General features: G+C 35.1%; 14 protein-coding genes. 3 read left to right on the top strand and 11 right to left on the bottom strand.

The genetic code is table 11. The annotated features are described in order from the left end of the window. Positions 1 to 103: 103 nt before the first annotated feature. On the bottom strand, positions 104 to 907 hold the full coding sequence (locus ABW637_RS03960; protein ID WP_367583334.1) for an alpha/beta fold hydrolase: 804 nt from the start codon (positions 905 to 907) through the stop codon (positions 104 to 106). A 37-nt stretch (positions 908 to 944) separates the two neighbouring features. On the opposite strand from ABW637_RS03960, the gene brnQ reads away from it, so the two are divergent. Continuing rightward, complete coding sequence (gene brnQ, locus ABW637_RS03955) at positions 945 to 2231, top strand: branched-chain amino acid transport system II carrier protein (protein ID WP_367583333.1); 1287 nt, start codon at positions 945 to 947, stop codon at positions 2229 to 2231. A gap of 14 nt (positions 2232 to 2245) precedes the next feature. Here the strand turns inward: brnQ and ABW637_RS03950 are convergent, their stop codons facing one another. From ABW637_RS03950 to ABW637_RS03915, 8 genes are all read right to left on the bottom strand, one after another. Further along, the gene (locus ABW637_RS03950; RefSeq protein ID WP_367583332.1) at positions 2246 to 3574 is read right to left on the bottom strand and encodes an RHS repeat domain-containing protein; all 1329 of its coding nucleotides are present in this window, start codon (positions 3572 to 3574) and stop codon (positions 2246 to 2248) included. A gap of 66 nt (positions 3575 to 3640) precedes the next feature. Next, on the bottom strand, positions 3641 to 5044 hold the full coding sequence (locus tag ABW637_RS03945; RefSeq protein ID WP_367583331.1) for an RHS repeat domain-containing protein: 1404 nt from the start codon (positions 5042 to 5044) through the stop codon (positions 3641 to 3643). A 29-nt stretch (positions 5045 to 5073) separates the two neighbouring features. Beyond that, complete coding sequence (locus tag ABW637_RS03940; RefSeq protein WP_367583330.1) at positions 5074 to 6447, bottom strand: RHS repeat-associated core domain-containing protein; 1374 nt, start codon at positions 6445 to 6447, stop codon at positions 5074 to 5076. Between the two features lie 6 nt (positions 6448 to 6453). After that, complete coding sequence (locus ABW637_RS03935) at positions 6454 to 7857, bottom strand: RHS repeat domain-containing protein (protein ID WP_367583329.1); 1404 nt, start codon at positions 7855 to 7857, stop codon at positions 6454 to 6456. After that, positions 7841 to 9241, bottom strand: coding sequence for an RHS repeat domain-containing protein (locus ABW637_RS03930; protein ID WP_367583328.1), 1401 nt, complete (start codon positions 9239 to 9241; stop codon positions 7841 to 7843). The genes ABW637_RS03935 and ABW637_RS03930 overlap by 17 nt, the downstream gene beginning before the upstream one ends. Beyond that, positions 9238 to 10593 (bottom strand): RHS repeat domain-containing protein, encoded by a 1356-nt coding sequence (locus ABW637_RS03925; RefSeq protein ID WP_367583327.1) that lies wholly within the window; start codon positions 10591 to 10593, stop codon positions 9238 to 9240. Before ABW637_RS03925 ends, ABW637_RS03930 begins: the two co-directional genes overlap by 4 nt. 19 nt (positions 10594 to 10612) lie before the next feature. Further along, positions 10613 to 14116 carry a DUF6443 domain-containing protein gene (locus ABW637_RS03920; protein WP_367583326.1) on the bottom strand — a complete coding sequence of 1168 codons (3504 nt, stop codon included), beginning with the start codon at positions 14114 to 14116 and terminating at the stop codon, positions 10613 to 10615. 10 nt (positions 14117 to 14126) lie between these two features. Next, positions 14127 to 17654, bottom strand: coding sequence for a DUF4467 domain-containing protein (locus ABW637_RS03915; RefSeq protein ID WP_367583325.1), 3528 nt, complete (start codon positions 17652 to 17654; stop codon positions 14127 to 14129). A 459-nt stretch (positions 17655 to 18113) separates the two neighbouring features. On the opposite strand from ABW637_RS03915, the gene ABW637_RS03910 reads away from it, so the two are divergent. After that, positions 18114 to 18305: a hypothetical protein gene (locus ABW637_RS03910; protein WP_367583324.1), complete on the top strand. Its 192-nt coding sequence runs from the start codon at positions 18114 to 18116 to the stop codon at positions 18303 to 18305. Here ABW637_RS03910 and ABW637_RS03905 read toward each other — a convergent pair. Both ABW637_RS03905 and ABW637_RS03900 read right to left on the bottom strand, forming a co-directional pair. Beyond that, a complete protein-coding gene (locus tag ABW637_RS03905) occupies positions 18302 to 18685 on the bottom strand; it encodes a VOC family protein (protein WP_367583323.1) in 384 nt (127 codons plus the stop codon). The two genes, ABW637_RS03910 and ABW637_RS03905, sit on opposite strands and share 4 nt — an antisense overlap. A 137-nt stretch (positions 18686 to 18822) precedes the next feature. After that, complete coding sequence (locus ABW637_RS03900) at positions 18823 to 20118, bottom strand: aminopeptidase P family protein (protein WP_367583322.1); 1296 nt, start codon at positions 20116 to 20118, stop codon at positions 18823 to 18825. 176 nt (positions 20119 to 20294) lie between these two features. Here ABW637_RS03900 and ABW637_RS03895 point away from each other — a divergent pair, with 176 nt between their 5' ends. Next, on the top strand, positions 20295 to 23150 hold the full coding sequence (locus ABW637_RS03895; RefSeq protein WP_367583321.1) for a VPS10 domain-containing protein: 2856 nt from the start codon (positions 20295 to 20297) through the stop codon (positions 23148 to 23150). Positions 23151 to 23219 lie beyond the last annotated feature (69 nt).

The following is a 23219-nucleotide window of genomic DNA, read 5'->3' as shown; positions in this document are numbered from 1 at the left end:
GCAATCGACAATCTTTTTGTAAGAAAAATTTGTCTTTTTGCATCGATTTTTAACTAAAAAAGGGCTTTTTATAGCTTCTTAAGCCAATAAAAGTGTATTTCATCTATAATATTCTAGGTTTTTTCTCTTTAGTTTGCCTTAAAAATATTTGTAATTCTGATAGAAATTCTTCTTTATTTTCTATGTAAGACATATGTCCCCCGTCTAGGGTAATTAGATTTGTTTTACATTGCTCTGCTTCTTTGATGTTTTGAGCATAATCCAGTACCGGATCTAATTGTCCGGCAAAGATTATTTTAGGCACTTTAAGGTTTTTTAAAATAGCCGTTCTGTCTTTTCGAGTTTTCATACCTTCTAAAGCTGAGATAATTCCTTGTAAAGGGGTTTTTGAAGCTTGATTTTTAATCTGCTTTATTTCATTAACAAACTTAGACTGGTTCTTTTCTGCAAATAGATTTGCTATTGCCATACTCGTATATGCATTGGGGTTTTTCTTTACAATATCTATAGCTCGAGTACGATTTATTTTTCGTTCTTCACTATCCGGAAAAGATGTAGAATTAAGCAACGCTAATCCCAAAACTATATTAGGAAAAAGATCTGCAAAAGCCAATGCTGCATACCCTCCCATTGAATGACCGATTAAAGTTGTTTTAGAAATTTTTAAATGATCTAAAACGGCTTTTACAGCAAGAGCCATATCTTCCATAGAGTGAATATATCCTAAACATTCGGTATCACCATGACCTAGCAAATCAATAGAAATACAATGATAATACTTCGAAGAAAGGAGAATAGTTTCTTCCCACATGGTAGAATTCTCTAAAAACCCATGTAGAAAAACCACTGGAACCCCTTTTCCTACTGTATTATAATTTATTTTGACCCCTTTGTATGATAATATCATTTTGAAATTTTATTTTTAGGCACATAAACCTAACTAAATGAGATTTAATAAAGAAACTTTCGTTGCGGGATTTGCATTATTTTCTATGTTTTTTGGAGCAGGTAATCTCATGTTACCACCGCTTCTTGGTTTTAAAGCAGGAGATGTATGGTTTCAGGTTACAATAGGTTTTGCTGTTTCTGCTGTGATTATCCCATTGTTAGGGATCGTTGCACATGCTAGATTACAAGGTACGATGTTGGATTTTGCGAAAAAAGTATCGCCTACCTTCAGTCTCATTTATTGCCTGTTAGTATATATCATTTCAATTACATTACCATCACCCAGAACGGCTTCTGTGACACATGAGATGGCAATACAACCTTTTTTCGGCACAAGTGCCTGGTTGACAAGTAGTATTTATTTTGCACTGGTCTTACTTTTTGTAATTAATCGATCCAGGATTCTAGGGTTATTGGGTAAATTTCTTTCTCCTATTATATTTATTGTGGTTATTAGTATTATTTGTATCGGAATTTTCTCAACGCAAGCTCCGATAAGCCCTACAGATTTTCAAACTCCGGTTATTCATGGATTGCTCGAAGGATACCAAACTTTTGATGCCATAGGTGCCGTTGTAGTAGGTGGTGTAATTATAATCTCTCTAAAGATTAAGGGAAAAGATAATTTTCAGGAAAATAGAAAATTGATTATAAAATCCGGCATTGTAGCGGGGATAGGTCTATTAATGATTTATACGGGAATGATTTATACAGGTGCTATGTATAATACACAATTTGATAGTGGCATTGCTCGTACAGAATTACTTTCGGGAATAAGTTTAAAAACGTTGGGAAATATCGGGAATGTGTTTTTGAGCGTATTGGTTGGATTGGCTTGTTTTACAACGGCGGTGGGTATTGTAACTGGTACTGCCGATTTTATGAAAGGAGTATTTGGGAATTCTCAAAAAGTATATCTATTTACGGCAATTATTGGTTGTATCTTAGGTGTTTTAATGGGGCAATTTGATGTGCATTATATTATTGATGTAGCAGTCCCGGCTTTAATGTTAATTTACCCTATTACCATTGTTTTAATACTTCTAAATGTTTTACCGGATACGTTTACTTCGCCTTTGGTTTTTAGAGCTGTTGTTATTGCTACAGTTATATTTAGTATCCCTGATTTTTTAGGTTCATTAGGGATGCAAGAAACCGTTGCTCCTGTTTTAGAAGTTCTTCCTTTTGGAAATTACAGCCTTGCCTGGTTGTTACCAGCAATTATAGTTTTTATAGTAATGAATATTTATTTATTGATGAAGTCAGGTGCGAAACAAAATTGACAACATTTTACAATCTATTGCCTTGATTTTTGTCCTAATCGATAATACTGCCGCCATCCTTTAAAGACTTCCTTGACTTGCAGCCCCTTCTTCCCTGCTTCTATGGTTCTTTTTATTAATGCTCTTCCTTGAGGGGATTTTAAATCTATGGAGTGGGAAGGCAAATTTTGGTATGCCGGAGGTTTTAAGGCTTTACCTAGTTTTTTAGTGTCAGTATCTGAAAATGCTTTATTTTGATCATAAAAATCTTTACCATCTGCAACTATTCTTTCCTGATTATATGCTTTGGTTTCATCTGTTATATCATATAAAACACCATATCTAGAATTGTCCTTCATAAAAGATACTTGGCCTTTCTCAAATTGTACAGCATGTTCTAGCTCATGAGTAATAAGGTTGGTAGACCCTACATTAACTATGATCTTATCTGAAGTAGCATCATAATGAACGCCTCCTTCCTGATTTTTTCCAGATCTTGACACTACATAAATTTGATCAGCTTTTTCAAGCCTTTCTATGTCTTTAAGCATAGATTTATAATCGTTTATTAACTGATTCCCCGTTTTTTTATTGATATAGTCCTTTTTAATAAAGTTTTTAAGGTTACTGATTCTTTGGCTAAGTTCGTTTTTATACTGTGTAACCATTTTGTGAGGATCTTCAATAAGGGCTCCTGTAGGATCAATAAAGTTTAAGGGATTATTGGCCACATAAGAATAAGGTGAGATTGAATAATAAGTTTCACTTGCAGGATCAATATTAACAAATCGAGCCATCGAGGAGTCATATTGTCTGAGCATATAGTCATACCAATTCAAATCAAAAGTCTCATTGTGTTCTTTTCCGTTATATCCGTAATGATGTTTTCTTCCTCTGATAATTGTATTGGGTTGTTGCAATTGAAGTCCGAAAGGATAATAATCTTTTACTTCTTTTATTTCTTCGAAAGGACTGACCTGTCCATTAGCATCATAGTCTATAAATGATAACCTTATATTTCCTAAATGATCTTTATATTGATAAGTATACAAAAAAGATTCACTGTTTTTGGGCTCAGCATATCCTTCCTGAAAAACCAAAAATTGAAGGTTTTCCTGGTCATAGACCACATCTGTTATATAATTTCTATTTTGTATGAGTTGACCGCTTGCATCATAGACTTTTTGAGCAAGCTTTTCTCCGACAGAGGTATACATAAATACTATTTCTCTGCCATCACTATAAGTAATGGTCTCAGGAAGGTTTAGGATATTAAATTCAATAGATCTAATGTTTTTGTTATCGTCACTAATTATATTTCCATTAGTATCATAATGGTGAGGTTTAGAAACTTGGCACCACACATTAGTTTTTTGAAAAAAAATGCTGAACAAAAATATAAGAACAAAAATTTTCACGTATCCCTCTGATTATTGTTTATATTTAATATCTGTCAATTTTTTTAATGGTTCATTTTCTGGAAGGTTTTTTAGCTCTTTGGCAGCACCGGGAAATAGTCTCTTCAATGTACTTTTTGATGTACGTATGTTGACCCTAACTTTTAGATAATTTTTATAGAGATATCTTGACTCTTTGTCGTTGGGGCCTTTTACTTCCATTCTTCCCACCCAAGGAGCCGTAATGTGTTTGATATCTCTACCTGGGAAGGTTTTTTTAAAGGACTCAGGAGAGAAGGCATATTGAGCTCTATATGCATCTGCTTCATCATGAAGATCACTTAGTAAAGAGTTTCCTTTTTCTTTGTCGAAGAAAATTTCTCCAGTTTCATACTGTCCACCATGAGTTAATTCATGAACAAAATTCTCGGTATCTTCATATGAAATGACTATCTCATCAGAATCCTTATCATAACGGGTGGTCCCTACTTGACCTTTGGTTTCATCTATTCTATAAACCTGACTACTTTGTTCTAACAGATCCATAGTAGCAAGAGAGGTGCTTAGTGCAGCATTACGGTACTCCAATTCAGCAATCTTTTTTTTATTCGCCTTAGTTGGTTTGGTGTTTTTGAGTGTTTTTTGCACTTCTGTTCTTTCTGCTAGAATTGCATTTTTTTGTGTATTCCAATCTTTCAAACTTCCTTCTGCTATTTGCATTCCATCGGGGTCTATAAATCTAATTGGATTGTTGGCAACATAGCTATAAGTAGAAAGGTCTATATAATTTTCGGCTAACGGATCTATTCCATTCCATCTTGCCAGTGTAGCATCATACATTCGAGCTCCGAAATCATGCCAATCTAAATCAAAAACCGGCTGTTCTTCTTTTCCATTAAAACCATATGGATGGGCACGTCCACTTATAAGATTATTTTCTTTTTGATGTCTTAATCCAAAAGGATAGTAGTCTTTTGTTTCCTTTATTTCAGCATTATTGTGACCCTGCCCAAAAGACAATCGAATATTACCCAGATGATCCAGGTGGTGGTATGTATACTCAAATTCTCCTAAAGGATTCTGTTCTGTATACCCCTGAGAGTGGTTAAAGAATTCCAATTGATTGTTAATATATACAATGTTCTTTAGATAGTTTTTGTTTTGCTCTAAACTACTATCTGCCCGATGTGCTTTTTGCGAAAGTTTTATTCCTGCAGCAGAATACGTATATTCAATTTTTCGACCATCTTCAAAAATTATAGTTTTAGGAAGATTAAGTATATTATATGTAATTGATGATATAGCTTTGTTTGAATCAGACATCATATTTCCGTTAGCATCGTAGTTATAACTTCTAGAATGTTGTGCTTCAGCCAAGAAAACACTTGAATATAATATAAGAAAGATACTGGTTAGATAGATCTTTTTACTCGTCATAGCACTTATAAATTGAATTTTGAAAAACATTACTCTATCCCATTAATGATTGCTTTTTTTGATTTGCCCTTTACCGTTCCTTTAATATTTTTAATTGGTGTCTTTGATCTTTTCTGGGTTTCGCTCCAAGCTTTAAAAATAGGAGAGACAATCTCATCAACATGACGTTGTTCTACATTACCATCTGGTTCTGCCATAATACTATTTTCAGAACCGGGATTTACCGTTCTGGTTTTTACTTTTTTTGTTATTTGTTCTCCATTTTCAATAATCTTGACTTCCGATTTAACTACTTTATACTCATCTTCCAAACCTAATGTATGGCCAAACTCATGGGCCGCTGGATTTGTGTCTGAATTAAGTAGGTATTTAAGATTTAGAACCATACTTTTTCCTTTAATTGTATATCCTTTCATTTCTGGGTCATGTAGTTGATGTGCTTCCAGGACCTCTATAAAGTTTGCAGCATTTTCATCAAAAGTGGGTGTGTTTATTTTTACATTAACAGATTTGCCCGTTCTGGGGTTGGTCGTTTTTAAATTGCCACCATATTTTTTGGAAATCTGGTTAGAAATTAACTGTTGAATTTGTTTTTTTGAAACACCATATTTTTTTTGAATTTTCTTAAAATTGCCTTTTAGCGAAAAACTACTTTGCAAGGTGATTGTATTACTATTCATAGCAAACTCGCTATCCCTACCATCGGGGTCAACCATATTAATGGGATTGTTAAGAACATAGTTATAAGGCGAATACAAAACGTACTTTTCTGAGAGAGGATCCAAATTCATCCAGCGCCCAATCGTTGGGTCATAATTTCTGGCTCCAAAATCTGACCAATTCAATCCAAAAACATGTAACTCTTCTTTGCCTCCAAAACCGTAATTATGATCCCGGCCTCTTATAATAGTATTCGCTATTTGATGTTTTAGACCAAATGGATAATATGAGTTTTGTTCTCTGATCTCATTATGAGTAATTATACCATTCTCGTTATCATCGGCATACGATATTTGGATATTTCCTAAATGATCTTTGTGTTGATATACATATTGATATGCTCCCAAAGTTTTAGGTTCTAGATAGCCTGCTAGCTGGTCTATGAACTCAATGGCATTATTGGTATATGTAATGTCAATTAGGTAATCTTTGTTTTGTACTAAGTCGTTATCAACCTGATACGTTTGCTGAGAAAGTTTTTTGCCATTTGCAGCGTAGGTTGTTACAATTTTTCTTCCATCAGAAAAAAGGATTTCTTCTGGTAGGTTGAGGACATTATAAATTATGGATGTGATGTCTTTATCATCATCTTTGGTAAGGTTTCCGTTCTGGTCATACTGATATTGAGACTGACTGAAACCAATTAGAACGAAAATGAAATAGAAAAGAAAAAAAAGTTTCATAGACTGTCAGAGTTTTTGATCTTCGTTAGTATCATTATTATTTCGAATGTTTTGCATTATTTGCTCCAAAATCTCAAAACTTGGAGGTAATGTAGAGGTAGGTCCATTGGTTCTAATTCTTTTACCTCTATGGCTTTTTCTGGTAGGCTGTCCTTTTTTCACTTCTTTATTAGCTTCTGCAGTTTTTTGTTCTCCAGAATTAACGATTATTTGTTCATATATGTAGCTGTAATCTCCTCCTTTTTTTTGGAGAATATTCTGATATATTTCAGGGAAAAACATTCGCAAAACCCAATGACCTGCTTCATGCTCTAGTACTGTTGCAGGAGAAAGAACAGCACCAGTTTCTGTAAGAAGGCCTCCATTGGGATCCCAGTAGATAGTTCTTGCTTCCTTCATAACTTCACCGCGATAAAATTCTCGATGATGACTATACTTACTGCCATGTTCGTATGTAGAGCTCAAATAGTTTGTTTGATCAATTGATTCCCCACCTACTTCTCTAATATTTACTGTCTCCTTGGCATGGGCAGCCGTTTTAAGAAAATTTCCACCTCCATTCTTTACATTATATTGATAGGCACTTATTACTTGTTGTACATACTGGTCATTGGGGATATCTTTAGGTTGTCCTCCCTTGTATATATAAAATTTTTCCTGTCCATTTTCTTGATAAAATATTCTTAGATCCTTACCATCGGGGTCATTAAATAATAAAGGGTTATTGGTAACATAATTATAAGGGGACTGGCCATAATATTTTTCAGAGAGTTGATCGATCCCATTCCATCTTGCTATGGCCGGATCATACATTCTAGCACCGTGATCATTCCAGTCTAAACCAAAAGCTTTGATTTCTTCTTTACCTCCAAATCCGTAATTATGTTGTCGCCCTCTAATAACAATACCAGATTGTTGCCATTGCAAACCAAAGGGATAGTAGTTTTTTTCTTCTTTTACTAAATCTGCACTCCCATCACCATTGCTGTCTGAAAAAGAAGTTCTTATATTACCTACCTGATCTTTGTGTTGATAAGTGTAAGAAAATTGATTGTTTTGTGGTTCTACATACCCTTCTGAAGTATTAATATATTCTAATTGATCAGAGGTATATACAATGTTGTTGATGTAGTCTTTTTTAGCCTGTATACTTCCACCAGATTGGATAGTTTTTTGGCTTATTTTTTTACCATCAGTACTATAAGTATTGATGATTTTTCTTCCATCGGAAAAAATAATTTCTTTGGGTAAATTCAAGACGTTATATGCTATGGATACAATATTTTTATTGTCATCCTCTATTAGATTTCCATTTGGGTCATATTGATATTCAGATTGACAATATCCTTTGATGAATAGCATCTGGAAACAAATAAGTACTGCAAAAAATAATTTATTGTTTTTTTCCATTCAAGTATTTTTCTCTTCCTCCTCGGTCATGCCATTCATGCATTAATTGCAAATGAAATCTCATCAACTTTTCTAGTCCTTTAGACATATTTGGATCATTAGATGTTGCGCTTTGAGTTCGCATACCGTACCCTCTATGATTTTTTCGTGATACCTTGCCATTGGTTATTTCTCCATTTGCTTTGGCAGTAAGTTGTTCAGCAAATAAAATAGTTAACATTTCCATTAGGTTACTATATTCTGCGCTAAATTTTATGCTTTTCAAAAATTGGTACAGATCAAAATAATTCATGGCTAGCCAAACATGAAAAGCCTCATGTTCTAATATGGTTGCTGGTGAAAGCACATTTCCATTCGTTGTCAAAAATCCTTTATTTGGATCCCAGTCTATAATCCCTTCAAGAAATATTTGAGTACCTTGTATTCTAGCCTTCTTTATCCTTGCAAAGCTTTTATTACCTAAAAAACTAGAGGAAACCTGACGGATATCAACCGATTCATCAGATTTGGCCAAACTCTTTAAAAATTCTCCCCCTCCGTTTTTAATATTATGTTGATGTACGGTAAGTACTTGTTTAACAAATTTGTTGTTTGGCACATCTTTTGGCTTTCCACCTTTATAAGAATAGAATTTTTCTACTCCATTTTCTACATAATATATCCTCAGTTCTTTACCGTTAGGATCATTAAATGTAATTGGGTTATCTGCAACATAATTGTAAGGTGACCAACGATAATATTTTTCGGAGAGTTGATCAATCCCATTCCATCTTGCTATAGCAGGATCATACATCCTGGCACCATGATCGTTCCAGTCTAAACCAAAGGCATTGATCTCTTCCTTGCCACCATACCCATATGCATGTTTTCGGCCTCTAATAACAGTACCTGATTGCTGCCATTGCAATCCAAAGGGATAGTAGTTTTTTTCTTCTTTTACTAAATCTGCACTCCCATCACCATTGCCGTCTGAAAAAGAAGTTCTTATATTACCTACCTGATCTTTGTGTTGATAAGTGTAAGAAAATTGATTGTTTTGTGGTTCTACATACCCTTCTGAAGTATTAATATATTCTAATTGATCAGAGGCATACACAATATTCTCTAAGAAATCTTTTTTAGCTTGTGTACTTCCATCAGATTGGATGATTTTTTGGCTTATTTTTTTACCATCTGCACTATAAGTATTGATGATTTTTCTTCCATCGGAAAAAATAACTTCTTCAGGTAAATTCAAGACGTTGTATGTTATGGATACAATGTTTTTATTGTCATCCTCTATTAGATTTCCATTTGAATCATAGGTATATTGATCATTCTGAGAAAACCCATAATACCAAAACAAGGTAAAAAATAAGGCCACTATGCTTGTTTTTTTAATCATTGTCTTTTATCAAGATCTAGTTGTTTTTCTCGGGCTTTTTGGATTTGCATGCGAACATTCGGATCACTTGGTTTTCTAGAGGTTGGTCCTTGGGTTCTTACGTCTTTTACTGTAGCCGATGGATTTGCCCTTATTTTATCAGTATCACCACGTTTTAGCTCACCATTATGTTCTGCTGCTCTCAATTTATCAGGATCTTTAACGTCTTTATTCTTTTCTTTGGCATAAATGGTTACTACTTCTCCGGCTAAATGTTCCAGGTTTGTTGCTGGGGATATGACAGTATTATCCAGTTGATCGTCAGAAGAAGAGATCAGGGTACCGCCATTGGGATCCCACTCAATCGAATGTTCTTTGCTATTTGTGCTTCGTACTACCTTGCTTTTGTTTTTGTATGTTTTATCTTTACCTGAGCTTGGGTCATTAACCTGGTTAGCGTTGAATATATGTACATTAAGATTTCTGGATCCTACGAGGTGATCCAATATTTGCCCTCCACCATTTTTACGATTATATTCTATAGCACTCAAAGTTTGACGTACAAATTTATTATTAGGCACATTTTTGGGTTTACCGCCTTTATATATAAAAACCTCTTCCAATCCATTTTCCATGTAATGAATTATACCGTCTTTTCCATCAGGATCAGTAAATAGTATTGGATTCCCTGCTACATAATTATAGGGTGACCAGCCATAATATTTTTCGGCTAGCTGGTCGATACCGTTCCATTTGGCTATTGCCGGATCATACATTCTGGCACCATGATCATTCCAATCGAGCCCAAAGGCTTTGATCTCTTCTTTTCCGCCATATCCATAATTATGTTTTCGACCCCGAATAACCGAATTGAGCTGTTGCCATTGCAATCCAAAAGGATAGTAGTTTTTCTCTTGTTTTACTACATCTACATGACCATCTCTATTAGAATCTGAAAAAGAAGTTCTTATGTTGCCTACCTGATCTTTGTGTTGATAAGTGTAAGAAAATTGATTGTTTTGTGGTTCTACATACCCTTCAGAAGTATTAATATATTCTAATTGACCTGAAGAATAAACAACATTATCCAGATAGTCTTTCTTATTATCTGGGTTACCATCTTGCAGAATAGTTTCCTGGGTAAGTTTTTTGCCATCGGCAGCATACCTATACACTATTTTCCTTCCATCGTCAAATAAGATCTTTTCAGGAAGGTTGAGGACGTTATATTCTATATTTGTAATCTCTTTATACTGATCCATGATCAAGTTTCCATTAGGGTCATATTGATAATCGTCTGACCCACTTTGTGCGAAAATTAATGTTGGAAAAACTACAACTACTATTAATATCTTGATACTTATGTTTTGCATATACTGGTTTTATTATTAATTAGTGATCGTTACCCCCTCCAGGGATTATTGGAGGTCCTTCATTAGGATCAGGGGGCAGAGAACCACCATCATTTGAGTTCCCAATAACCTTAAAGCCAATAGACGCATCACCTAAATCGTTAACCGAGATTAATTGATTTCCAGAATATTCATACTGAAGATCATCAATTACCCCAACACTGTTATTGATCAGTCCTTTTCTAAGCAGATGTAGAATATTTCCGTTTTTGTCATAGTTAATTCCAGTGTCACCTGCAATACCCACATATCCTCCTACATTATATAATCCATTTTTGCTTGGGTTTGTGATGTTTCTATAATGTGCAGTTTTTAAACGATTCATGGGGTCATAGGTATAGGTATATGATTGTTCTTCGTTTTGCTCTGCACTACGCCACTTTATCGCAGAAATATTTCGATTATAACTAGGCGTATTTCCTAACTCAGTATTACTTTGATTATATAAAAGTTCCATTCCGAAAAGGTCATTATCATCGTCATTGTTTTCTGGGTTTATAGCTAATTGCGGGTTGTTTATAGATTTGAGCCAACCTCTAATATTATATCGGTAATCTATACTTTGTAAGAAATTCTGTCCGTTATTAGTAGAGTGTAGATTTTTCTCAATGAGTTGGCCTATTTCATTATACTTGTTTTCAGATAACAATATTCTGTCGCCATTATTTATAGTATGATAAGTGCGAAGCTCTAGACCCTGATGATCATAGGTATACTCTTTATGAATTGTTAATTGATTATCTAATGCTATATGCGTTCTAAAATCTTCAAGAACATTGCCTATAAAATCAAATTGGGTTGTATATCTGTCTGAACCCCCTAAATGATTGGTTGAAGTCGTTTGTACTAATCGATACTTTGAATCGTAAAAGTTGACATTGTACAAATACTCATCTGTCCCTAATATGTTAATCTTAGTTCCTGTTATTTGACCTCTGGGAGATTCAAGAGGATCATCTACATCAATTTCGGGTACAAAAACACTAATAATTGCCGAACCTCCCCAGACAGGATTGGTTTTGAAATTATAGTTATCATAATACGTAACCGACAACACTTTGTCATTAGAATTCAGTCTAGGATATGACATATTGGTATACCCGTGAGACAATGAATGTGATCCTAGGTTTTCAAATCTAATGTGGGGAGCAAAAGTAGCAGCATTAAAAAAGTTATCTACTTGCTCCTGAACGGTATTTCGGTCCCCATTAATCGTGGTAATACCACTTAATACAGGCCGATCAAAAATATCATATTTTGTAAAACTCCATTGATTATTAGTTCGTTGATTTCCGTCTTGAGAAAAGGTCAATCTATCCCATCGATCATATACCATGACCATCATATCGGCTCCTGGAAGTTTTTTAACAATATTCCTGCCTCGATAGTCAAACTCATATTGATAACATTCTCGGTTTAACACTTCCTGGGTTATTATTTTTGGGTATGTATTACTTAATGCTTCTGAAGTTAGAGGAGGGATTACATTTGTTATTCTTCCGAAAGAATCATACACATAATAAGTACGGGCCCATCTTGTGGTTCCATCTTCCATTTCGTCCATGATTTTTCTTCCGAGTTTATCAATGTATGTAATTTTAGTATTGCCACTTTCGTCTTTAATTTGATTTACAGTTAAGGAGTTTTCGGAGTAAGGTTGATTACTAATTAAACCTTCAGGACCTTTTTTCCATAAGGCAATATCATCTGAGGCTGTATTACTTCGATATAAATAACGAATGGTATGATCAGTACCTAATTGCCAATCTTCTCCTTGCGCTCCTTGCTCTATAGTTCGATTTAGTGGCGAGGGTTCAAATTTTGTGTCGGCCCATGGGGTGGAAGTATTTGCAACTTTATCATTGACGTTTTGATAAAACTGAAATTGAGGGCTCGAAGAGGTATTTTGTATGTCAATATCTTTATAAGAACCGCTTCCGTAATTACTTACGTAGGGTAAATATTTCTTATACTGTCTTCCAAACTGATCATATATTGTGTGATTGACCAGATCCTTTTTTTGTTGAGAGTTTTGTTTGCTAACCGATTGAAGATTACGCCCCATAGCATCCAAATAGTTGGTATTCACTCTTACATCATCAACAGGAGCAGAAATTACAGATTGAGTAGATGTAAAACCTTCTTTTTGTGTAGTATATGCCCTTACATAATTTATGAGATCACTATTTCTAAATATTTGAACGGGTCTAGTTAATCTAGATATCCCTCCTTCTAAAATAATTCTAACACTGTAGACTCCGGGAGATGTTACAGAATACGTTCTAAGATTAGCCCCTGGGATTGGCGAATTATCTTTATACCACGTATAATTTGGGTATACATTATGGACTGTCAAATCAACTACATTATGCCCATCTGATAAAATAAAATCTCCATCCTGTAGGATCGCAGGTGGTTGATATACAAAAATTACTCTGCTATCAGAATTATTACAGTTACTATCAGAGTAATTATATACAATTGCGTTACTAGAGCCTGCATCAGATGGGTTAAACATAGGTCCATTACCTATTACTCCAGGGCCACTCCAAGATTTATTAATGACACTAGGGTTAGTGTTATCATTCGAGAGATCATACAAACCACTATCGCTAAACAAACCTATGTTAGGTCCTGCATCATCTACCGGTAAGCTTTTTACCGTTATTTTACGAGTGTCAGATTTTGAACATCCATATTCATTAGTATATCGATAGGTCAAGGTATGGGCTCCAGATCCGGCTGAATTTGGGTTAAATCTATACCCTGAAGATGTATTTATAATACCATTTCCGCTCCAAGCACCTCCATCTGGAATCCCAGAAAGGGATAGTCGCGGAGTGTTTAAGCACATGGCGAGGTCACTACCAGCATTTACTACTTGTGGAATAGGAAAAGAACGTGTGACTACCAATCTTTTAGTGCTTTCTCTTCCGTTTTTTACATAGCTTACTCTATATCGCTTTTCAAGAATAGGATTAATACCATTAGTAAACGTTACGTTATAAGTAGCACCATTTTTTATAAAGGTGTTATTTTCACGATACCATTTGTAGGTGCTCCCAGATGGTGCTCCATAGGCCTCGACTGTTATGGTTCCAAAACCACAAATAGTAGTGTTACGTACAGATGGTGGCGGTGGCGGTGGTTCTGGAGCCACAATATTTATTGCTAGCTGGGCAGTACCACTATTAGGTGAAGAAAATTTTACCAGACCAGACCTAGGGGAGTTTGACCAATTTACTCGTACTCTATTTCCGGATAAAAGATTATAAGATATATCTCCGTCAATTTGCCAATTACCCCCAAAAGGAGTTGTCCCAGGTATAGGGGTAAAAGTATATATGTGGGAACTACCTGTTGTTACAGTTGAGTTTCCAGACATACTTTGCGCACTTAGAGAGACTATGGATACTAAAAAAAGTATCAAAGCGATACCCAAAGTAAAGGTATGAGATATAGTTGCTTGTTTAATATTTTTCATGTCTAACCAGTTAGTTTTGTTTAAAATTGTATTCGTAGTACTCAATGATATTTTTATCCAGATCTCTAATCGTCTTAAGTCTTTCTTGATCGTCGTAAGAAAAGTAAGAGGTAATATTATTAGGATCAGTAATTGATGTAATCCCTACCAATGGATCATGAGTGTATGATGTCATTTGAGCTCCTTTGGGGTATACTCTTATTTCATCTAATCCATTAGCGCCATTATGAGTTATTTCGGGATTGTATGGCTTTTCTTCCTGAATCTGCCATTTTCCGCTTTTATAAAACCAGTATGTCATGACTAAATCACTTCCTTGTGGCCTTAGCTCTTGAGGAATGGTATACGATGATCCATTATGATATTTAACACCTGTTCCCCCAGAGCCAAGCACTCCATTTTCCTCAAAACTGGTGTAATAAACCTGACTGGGTTGTGCACCTATTACTTGTGCAACAGGAAGAGTACCTTTATTATTCCAGATATAGGCTATTGACGAGCCATACAGTTGAGATTGTTGTAACAGATTGCCAAACTGATCATATTTACCGAAGATAAAACGAGACTCATATACACTATTGGCTATAGCGTAGGGGTCTGTAGTAACCAGTATTGGTTCAGCTATTTTTGTAGTATATATTTGATGCGGCTGGATATGATTCTCAAAAAGATCATATTCTGTTTTTTGAGCAGATAACAAATATAGTGCTCCACCCCCAGGTTCTTCTAGCGTTAATTTTTCTAAAGGAGAACCTATAAGGTGCCTGTCTTTCATCTCATCAATTACGGTTGTTGTTCCTGTGGCATAGTCTAATGGGTATTTGTATTGGGTAATGATTTTCTTTCCCTCACTTTCGGTAGTGGATTCCTGTATGAGCTGTTTATGATAATAGTCCGGATTAGGTTTTGAATAATAATCAAGAGGGTTAGGTTCTGTTTTATACACATACTCCGTTAGCTTTTTAAGGGGTTGATTATACGTATCTCCAAAATATGTGATTTCTTCGGTTCTAATAAGTTTACTAAAACCCAATACAGTATAATATAGTCCCAAAATAAGTCGTTCTGGATCCTTGGGGCCTTCTAACTCGGGATTAGCAGAAGGTCTTTTCCATCCTATTTTTAATCCTCTGTTTCGTTTTTCACGATACTGATAAGTATGATTGAGTTCATGAACCAGATTGCCCAGATGGTTATAGTCTTCTTGTTTTTTTAGTAATCCTCTTTTGTAATCGTTACTTACCGCAGGAGGAAAAGGTGTTTTATCAGATCGAATGTCCTGTATGGTATATGGGGAAGAAAAATAATGAATAGATTTCCAATTTTCACCGGATTCTCCGTGTATTACCGAGACTTGTCTATACCCAACCTGACTTCCCTGGGTAGTTCCCAGTGCTGTTCGATTTTGGGCAGATCTAATAAGCTTTGTATTACACTCTGGGGCGGCATAATCGCAAAACATCTGTTCTGTTTGGTATTTTTTTATTGTTTCTAGTAAAGAACCTGTAGACTTTATTCTTCCGTCTTCTACCATTCTATATTCATATTGAATGACTTTATTAGGATTTCCAAATCCGTATGACCGCTCTATCTTTGCTATACGAGAACCTCCACCTACTGCAATGACAGGGGCATCTACAGTATTGGGTACTTTCCAGGCGACATTCATTGTGATTTTCTCCCATAAGTCGTCAATGGTACCATTTGGAACTCTAGTAGTGGCCACCAAAGTAAGTTTACCTACAGCCGAATCGGGAATGTTGACCTCAAATTTACTTATAACATACGGAGCTCCGCTATTATCTTTTCCCGGAAAACTGGGTTGCGAAACAAAAATCTCTGTACCTTCTTCATCTATTATACTTACTCTTGGATGTTGTCGCACACCTCCAAAATTATTATTAATAAATCGGGTAGTAATTTCTGCTCTAAGAGGAATCCAGTGTTCAGGAATATCTATACGTTCTTCTTTTCTGTTATTGGATCCGGGGTCCGGTTGAGAATTTGGAACACTGACCGCTTTGGTTGTTTCACTCCAATCGGTTTCTGTATCAAAAACTTCGTTATTTTGAATAAAACTATAGTCATGTGGTTCAAAAGTAAATTCATCAATTCCTCCTGTTGGGTAGATTATCCTTTTAATCATTCCATTGGTTATTTTAGAGGGATTTGGTGAACGGTTTGCTCCAGATAAGGTTTGACCCCTATACTTTGTTTCGGGCACAAGAGTTTGTGCATTTCTGTCATTATAGAACCCCCAATGATCCTGTTTATAAGAGTTCGTATGTGGCAATCTTCCTTCATACTCAAATTTGTAAGGAGGAATTGAGTTATTTGCCGATTTTTTTTGAAGTGATGATAGAGTTAATCGGTTAATAGAATCATCATTATTATAATAAGACAATTTCCATTGATCTACTTCCTTATTGTTGTTGTTTGTTACCATTATAGTGCCCAGAGGATAAAGTGGTGAGCTTTGGCCATTCTCAATACCAGGATCCGTACGTCTTCGAGTAGTATCTTCTAAAAAATCTATTGTAGTTTGCCCAGAAGATGTAGTAATTTTTCGTAGGTATTTCCCATTGATTTCTGTAGTTATCTCCTGATCACCTTGTGTTGATCCAGCCTGTAATGAGCCATCTGCATTAAGATTATGTGTTATGGTAGCCATAGCTTTTATGGTAGTCTTTTGTACATAGGGGCCATATTCAAAAAAAATATGACCCTCTGTATTGGGGTTGTACATTTCTGTAAGAAACCAACTTTGAGGAACCTCCAAATCATTTAAAATCGAATTACAAAGATCACTTAGACTAAATGGCTGCCTATTTATTTGAGTTTCTTGTGTATTAAAGATGTATTTAACACCATTAGGCATCGTTAATTCCCAGCCCGATATATAATTTGCTTCTTTCGGTTCTAATCCAACAGGCTTCACTTTTATGTTATGTTCTGAAGAAATGATAATAGTACCATGCCAGTCAAATTGAAAACTTCCTGTAAACCCGGAAACATTGAAGTAAAAGAGATCTGGCTCTGCATCCCAACAACCATCAGCCAATTTTTTAAACACCTCATATCTATCTTGCAAAGGTGTAGTACGCCAATATGTTTCAATACAATCTTCCGTACTGTCCTCACATTGGGGTTTTAAGAATTCTGCCCGTGCTAAAAAACCTTGTAAGGTACCATTATAGAATTCATCTGGCAATCCCCTAAGACTTCGTGTGACGACTCCACCAGCGTTTAGACTCCATCCCATACCTGTTCTGGGAGCTACTGTTTGAACTTTATGTGCAGAAGCGTGATGGTTTAGCGATATAGGTAATGCTAGCCCCCGTTCATTAATAGTATATATTGGAATACTGATATTTGGGGTTCCCGAGTATAAGCCTACAGGAGTGTCTTCATATTTTGCCAATTGTGCTGCCTCTGGAGAGGGTGGTATTACCGTTACTTTAAAAGGTTCTTGTTTCTGTGCAATTGCCAAACAAAAAAATAATTGTAAAGCCACTATGCAATAGTTGATTTTTTTCATTTGAATAAAATGATATATGTTATAAAATTAGTTTTAGGGTTTAATAATGGATTATCAAACCTTTGAATAGAGTAATGTTTAATAAGAAATCAGTGTTCATCTCTTTTTTGAAAAACATGGATATAGAAAGACATGAAGTAGTATTAATTTGTTTAATTGAAGATTTCATTGTGATCGGTCATTTATAGGTTTTAATTCTCAAATTTAAATTGACAACAACGTATCGAGGTATCGGTTTCTTGAATATTCAAAAAAATGGGACTAGTATACTAGGTGTGAATATTTGTTTGTGATTTTCAGAATGAGACATTTATGAATTTGTTTACCGCTAAACATAAAAACCCAAAACAGCGTAACAATTTTTATTCATTAGTAGTTTTTCCCTATCTCTTTTCAAGAATATAGAAGAGGAGGTTTTACCCATAAATCAAGACACAATTATAAAACTAATGGAGTACCATGGAAAGATTAGCCAGACAGTTTGGAAACATAAGAGCATTAACAGAAAACCAGTTAAACAACCTTACTTTGTTTACTAAGAATGGGTTGAGAAATCCTAATCTGGTAAGATATGCCCCCGTTACAATAAATTCTGGATTTTGTTTCCCCAATAATGATCCGATATCCAGAGTAGATTTGGGATATGATTAATTCAAAGTAGCAATCCACCAAGTATTCCCAAAAGGGTCTTGAAAACCAGCTCCTCGAGAGCCATGATCCTCTTGCATGGGTTCCATTAATGATTTTGCTCCAGCTTCTATAGCCTGGTAGTATGTATGATCGGTATCTTGCACATACACATACATGGATCCTGGATGAGCTGGATAGTTTTTAGTAGCCTCTGCAAGAAGAATTGTACTATCTCCAATCTTAATTTCAGAATGTTGTATTCTTTGATCGGTATCGAGTTTACGAATCATTTCTTGAGCATTAAAGATTTTACGGATGAAATCAATAAAGTCTTCGGCTTCTTTGACTACTAAATATGGCATGGCTTGTTGATGCCCGGCGGTAATTTTCATTCGTTGCATAGCCCCTAAAAAGAATTTTAGTTTGTAACGCAATATTTTATAAAAATATTCTATGAATTCGTAGAAATAAAATAAAAAGATCTCACGGGTTTTGAAAACCTGTGAGATCCATTATCTTAACATATTACAAGTCAGACTTATGCCTGATTCATGAGTTCTTCAATTTCTTCGGCTTCAATAGGGATATTGGCCATCAAATTAAATGGTTCTCCCTTTTCTTGTATCACCACATCATCTTCTAATCGAACACCAAACCCTTCATCCGGGATATAGATTCCTGGTTCTACAGTAAAAATCATATTGGCTTGCATAGGTTCTGTTAGAATACCATAGTCATGGGTGTCTAATCCTATATGATGAGAGGTACCGTGCATAAAGTATTTTTTATATGCTGGCCATTCTGGATCTTCATTTTGCACATCGACTTTATCGATAAGTCCTAACCCTATCAATTCTGAAGTCATAATTTTTCCAACCTCAACATGATAATCTTCCCAGATCGTTCCCGGAACTAACATTTTGGTAGCTTCATTTTTAACTCGCAACACTGCATCATATACCTCTCGTTGTCTTTTGGTATATTGTCCAGAAACAGGAATAGTACGAGATAAATCACTCGAATAATTTGCATATTCTGCTGCAATATCCATTAAAATTAAATCCCCAGCTTTGCATTGTTGATTGTTTTCAATATAGTGTAGTACGTTGGCATTGTTACCACTAGCAATAATAGGTGTATAGGCAAACCCTTTAGACCTGTTATTGATAAATTCATGTAATAATTCGGCTTCAATATTATACTCCCAAACCCCAGGTTTTACAAAACCTAAGAGCCTGCGAAACCCTTTTTCGGTAATAGTACAAGCGGTCTGCATAAGATCTATTTCTATTTGATCTTTTACAGAGCGTAATCGTTGTAAAATAGGGTTGCTTTTGGCTACAGAGTGAGCAGGATATTTATGTTTCCACCATTTGGTAAAACGGTCCTCTCGAGTTTCGGTCTCTACATTTGATCTGTAATGCTCATTGGTATTTACATATACCGTATCACATTGAGTCATGATTTCGAAGAAAACCTTTTCTAAATCCTGAAGCCAATACACTGTTTTAATTCCTGATACTTCAAAAGCCCGTTCTTTAGTTAATTTTTCGCCTTCCCAAATGGCAATTAGCTCGCTTGTTTCTTTTAAAAACAGAATTTCACGATGTTTTTCTTTGGGAGCATCTGGAAAAAGTAACAAAATACTCTCTTCCTGATCTACACCACTTAAATAAAAAATATCCCGATGTTGCTCAAAAGGCATCGTACTATCTGCACTAACCGGATAAATATCATTGCTGTTAAACACAGCAATACTATTAGGTTTCATTTGTGCAATAAAGTTTTTTCGGTTTTTGATAAAAAGATTGCTATCTATTTGGTGGTATTTCATCGGTTTAGATTTATTGTTGTAAAGTAGTTATATGAAATATGTACTATTATTAAAACACCTAATTATAGGGTTTTTCAAAAATACTAAAGCCAAAAGGATGTATTGTTAAACAATATCTAAAAATTTTGAGGTTGGTATTACAATATATACTTTGAGCCCACTAAAGATCATCAAAAATGAAAATATTCACTTCGACTTTATTTCTTTTATTTTTTTATTCACTTGTTTTTTCTCAACAGCCCGCTACTAATGCCGAAGCAATTCAAAAAGGATTGCTAAAAAAACAGCAAATGGTAACAACTTCATTGGTAAAAAATGTTTCTTTCGAAAACATCGGGCCTTCGGTAATGAGTGGTCGTGTAGTCGATATTGATGTAAATCCAAAAAACACTACAGAGTTTTATGTGGCCTATGCTTCTGGAGGGTTATGGCACACAGTAAATAACGGAACCACATTTGAACCCATATTAGATTCGGCTACAACAATTAATGTAGGTGATATTGCTGTAGATTGGAAAAACAATATCATTTGGGTTGGAACCGGAGAAAATAATTCGTCGAGATCATCGTATGCAGGGATTGGTATTCTAAAATCTACCGATAACGGGAAAACATGGGAAAACGTTGGATTACCTGATTCTCATCATATTGGTCGTATTATAATTAATCCCGATAACCCAAATGAAGTAGTTGTGGGGGTTGTTGGGCATTTATACTCTTTTAATGAGGAACGTGGAATATACAAAACCACAGATGGAGGCGCCACTTGGAAAAAAACATTGTTTATTAATAATCAGACCGGAATTATTGATCTGTCTTATACTCCAGGTAATTTTAATACCATGTATGCTGCTGCATGGGATAAAGATCGCAAAGCATGGAATTTTAAAGGAAACGGAACCGGGTCAGGGATTTATAAAAGTGTTGATGCAGGAAACACCTGGGAAAAGATTACCATTGAAGGAAATGGTTTTCCTACGGGAGAAGGTATTGGAAGAATTGGTTTGGCGGTTTTTGATGAAAATACGATCTATGCCGTGCACGATAATCAATTTAGAAGAAAGAAAAGTGACAATGAAAAAGATAAGGATAGACTAACCAAAGAAGATTTTAAAACAATGTCTGCTCAATCTTTTTTGAATATTGACGACAAAAAATTAAATGCATTTCTTAAAACCCATGATTTTCAAGAAAAATATAGAGCAGATAATGTTAAGAATCTTGTTAGAGGAGGTACAGTAAGACCAGAAGACCTAGCCAAGTATCTTGAAAATGTAAATTCAGTGTTTTTTGACACTCCTGTAATTGGTGCCGAAGTATATAGAAGCGATAATGGAGGTACCTCATGGACAAAAACACATATGGAGTATTTGGATGATATATTTTTTAGCTACGGATATTATTTTGCCCAAATACAGGTAAATCCTAATAATAAGGATCACATCTATATCTCGGGAGTGCCCATTTTAAAATCTAAAGATGGAGGTAAAACTTTTGTAAGCATTAATGGAAAAAATGTTCACGCAGATCATCATGCACTGTGGATCAATGCTCAAAACCCTAATCATCTGGTAAATGGTAATGATGGAGGTGTAAATATTTCATACGATGATGGGGAGAATTGGATAAAAGCCAATCAACCTAATGTAGGGCAATTTTATGCTATCAATGTCGATAACGAAGACCCATATAATGTATATGGTGGATTACAGGATAATGGTGTTTGGGTAGGGTCACATAATGCTAAAGAAGATAATGCATGGCACCAAAGTGGACATTATCCCTGGAAAAATATTATGGGTGGAGACGGAATGCAAATTATGATCGATAATCGCAACACAAATATCGTATATACCGGATATCAGTTTGGAAATTATTATAGATTAAATCGTGCTATAAACGAGCGAACCTATATACAGCCCAAACATGAACTAGGAGAATCTCCTTATCGATTTAACTGGCAAACACCTATACTGCTCTCTTCTCACAATCAAGATATCCTATATATGGGCGGAAACAAGCTAATGCGATCTATGAATCAAGGGGAGGATTGGACAGTAATCTCTAAAGATTTAACCTTGGGAGGTAAAAAAGGAAATGTAGCATATGGAACGCTAACCAACATTTCAGAGTCTCCATTTCAGTTTGGATTGCTATATACCGGTAGTGATGATGGATTGGTGTATGTAACTAAAAACTCCGGAGGAAGTTGGACCAAAATCTCAGATTCTTTCCCTAAAGATTTATGGGTGTCTAGAGTGATTGCTTCTTCTCATAAAAAAGAAAGAGTTTATGTTACTTTAAATGGCTATCGCTGGGACGATTTTACACCATATGTGTATGTAAGCGAGGATAATGGACAAAGCTGGGCATCTATCGCAAATAACCTACCTCTATCACCAGTAAATGTTATTAAAGAGGATCCTAAAAATGAAAAAGTAGTGTACCTGGGAACAGATAATGGTACCTATGTTTCATTAGATAGAGGAAAGACCTGGCAAGCATTTTCTAAAGGTTTGCCCAATGTAGCGATACATGATATCGTAATTCAGCCAGAAGCCAATGATTTATTACTAGGTACACATGGCAGAAGCATCTATAAAACTAATATTGAAACGCTACAAGTACTCGATGATGAAATCATGAACAAAAATCTTCATGTTTTTAACACAAAGGCTATTCAATGGTCTGATAAATGGGGTGATACCTGGAGTAAATGGATTATACCAGATATGCTACCATCAACAACGCTTAAATTCTATAGCAAAACTGCGGGAGAGTTTTCTATAAAAATTACAACAAAGAATGATAAAACGCTTCAGGAATTTTCTGTTCAAGGAGATCAAGGACTTAATTATGTAGACTATGATCTTACCATTACCGAAAACGGAAAAACTATTTTAGAAAAAGAATATGAGGAAGAAGAAATTTCAAAACGGAAAAACGGAAAATATTATCTTCCGGTTGGAGAATATTATATACAAGTTTCGACAAGAAAACTCATTGAAAAAACTTCTTTTGAAGTAAAGTAATTTTTCTATTTATAGAAAACACAAAGGAGTCCCGGTTTTTTGAATATTCAAAAAACCGGGACTCCTGTT

Source organism: Aquimarina penaris, assembly GCF_040786285.1.
In the GTDB taxonomy this organism is placed as follows: domain Bacteria; phylum Bacteroidota; class Bacteroidia; order Flavobacteriales; family Flavobacteriaceae; genus Aquimarina.
Note: the sequence above shows the minus strand (reverse complement) of the source record. Positions and strands in the feature narration are given on the sequence as shown.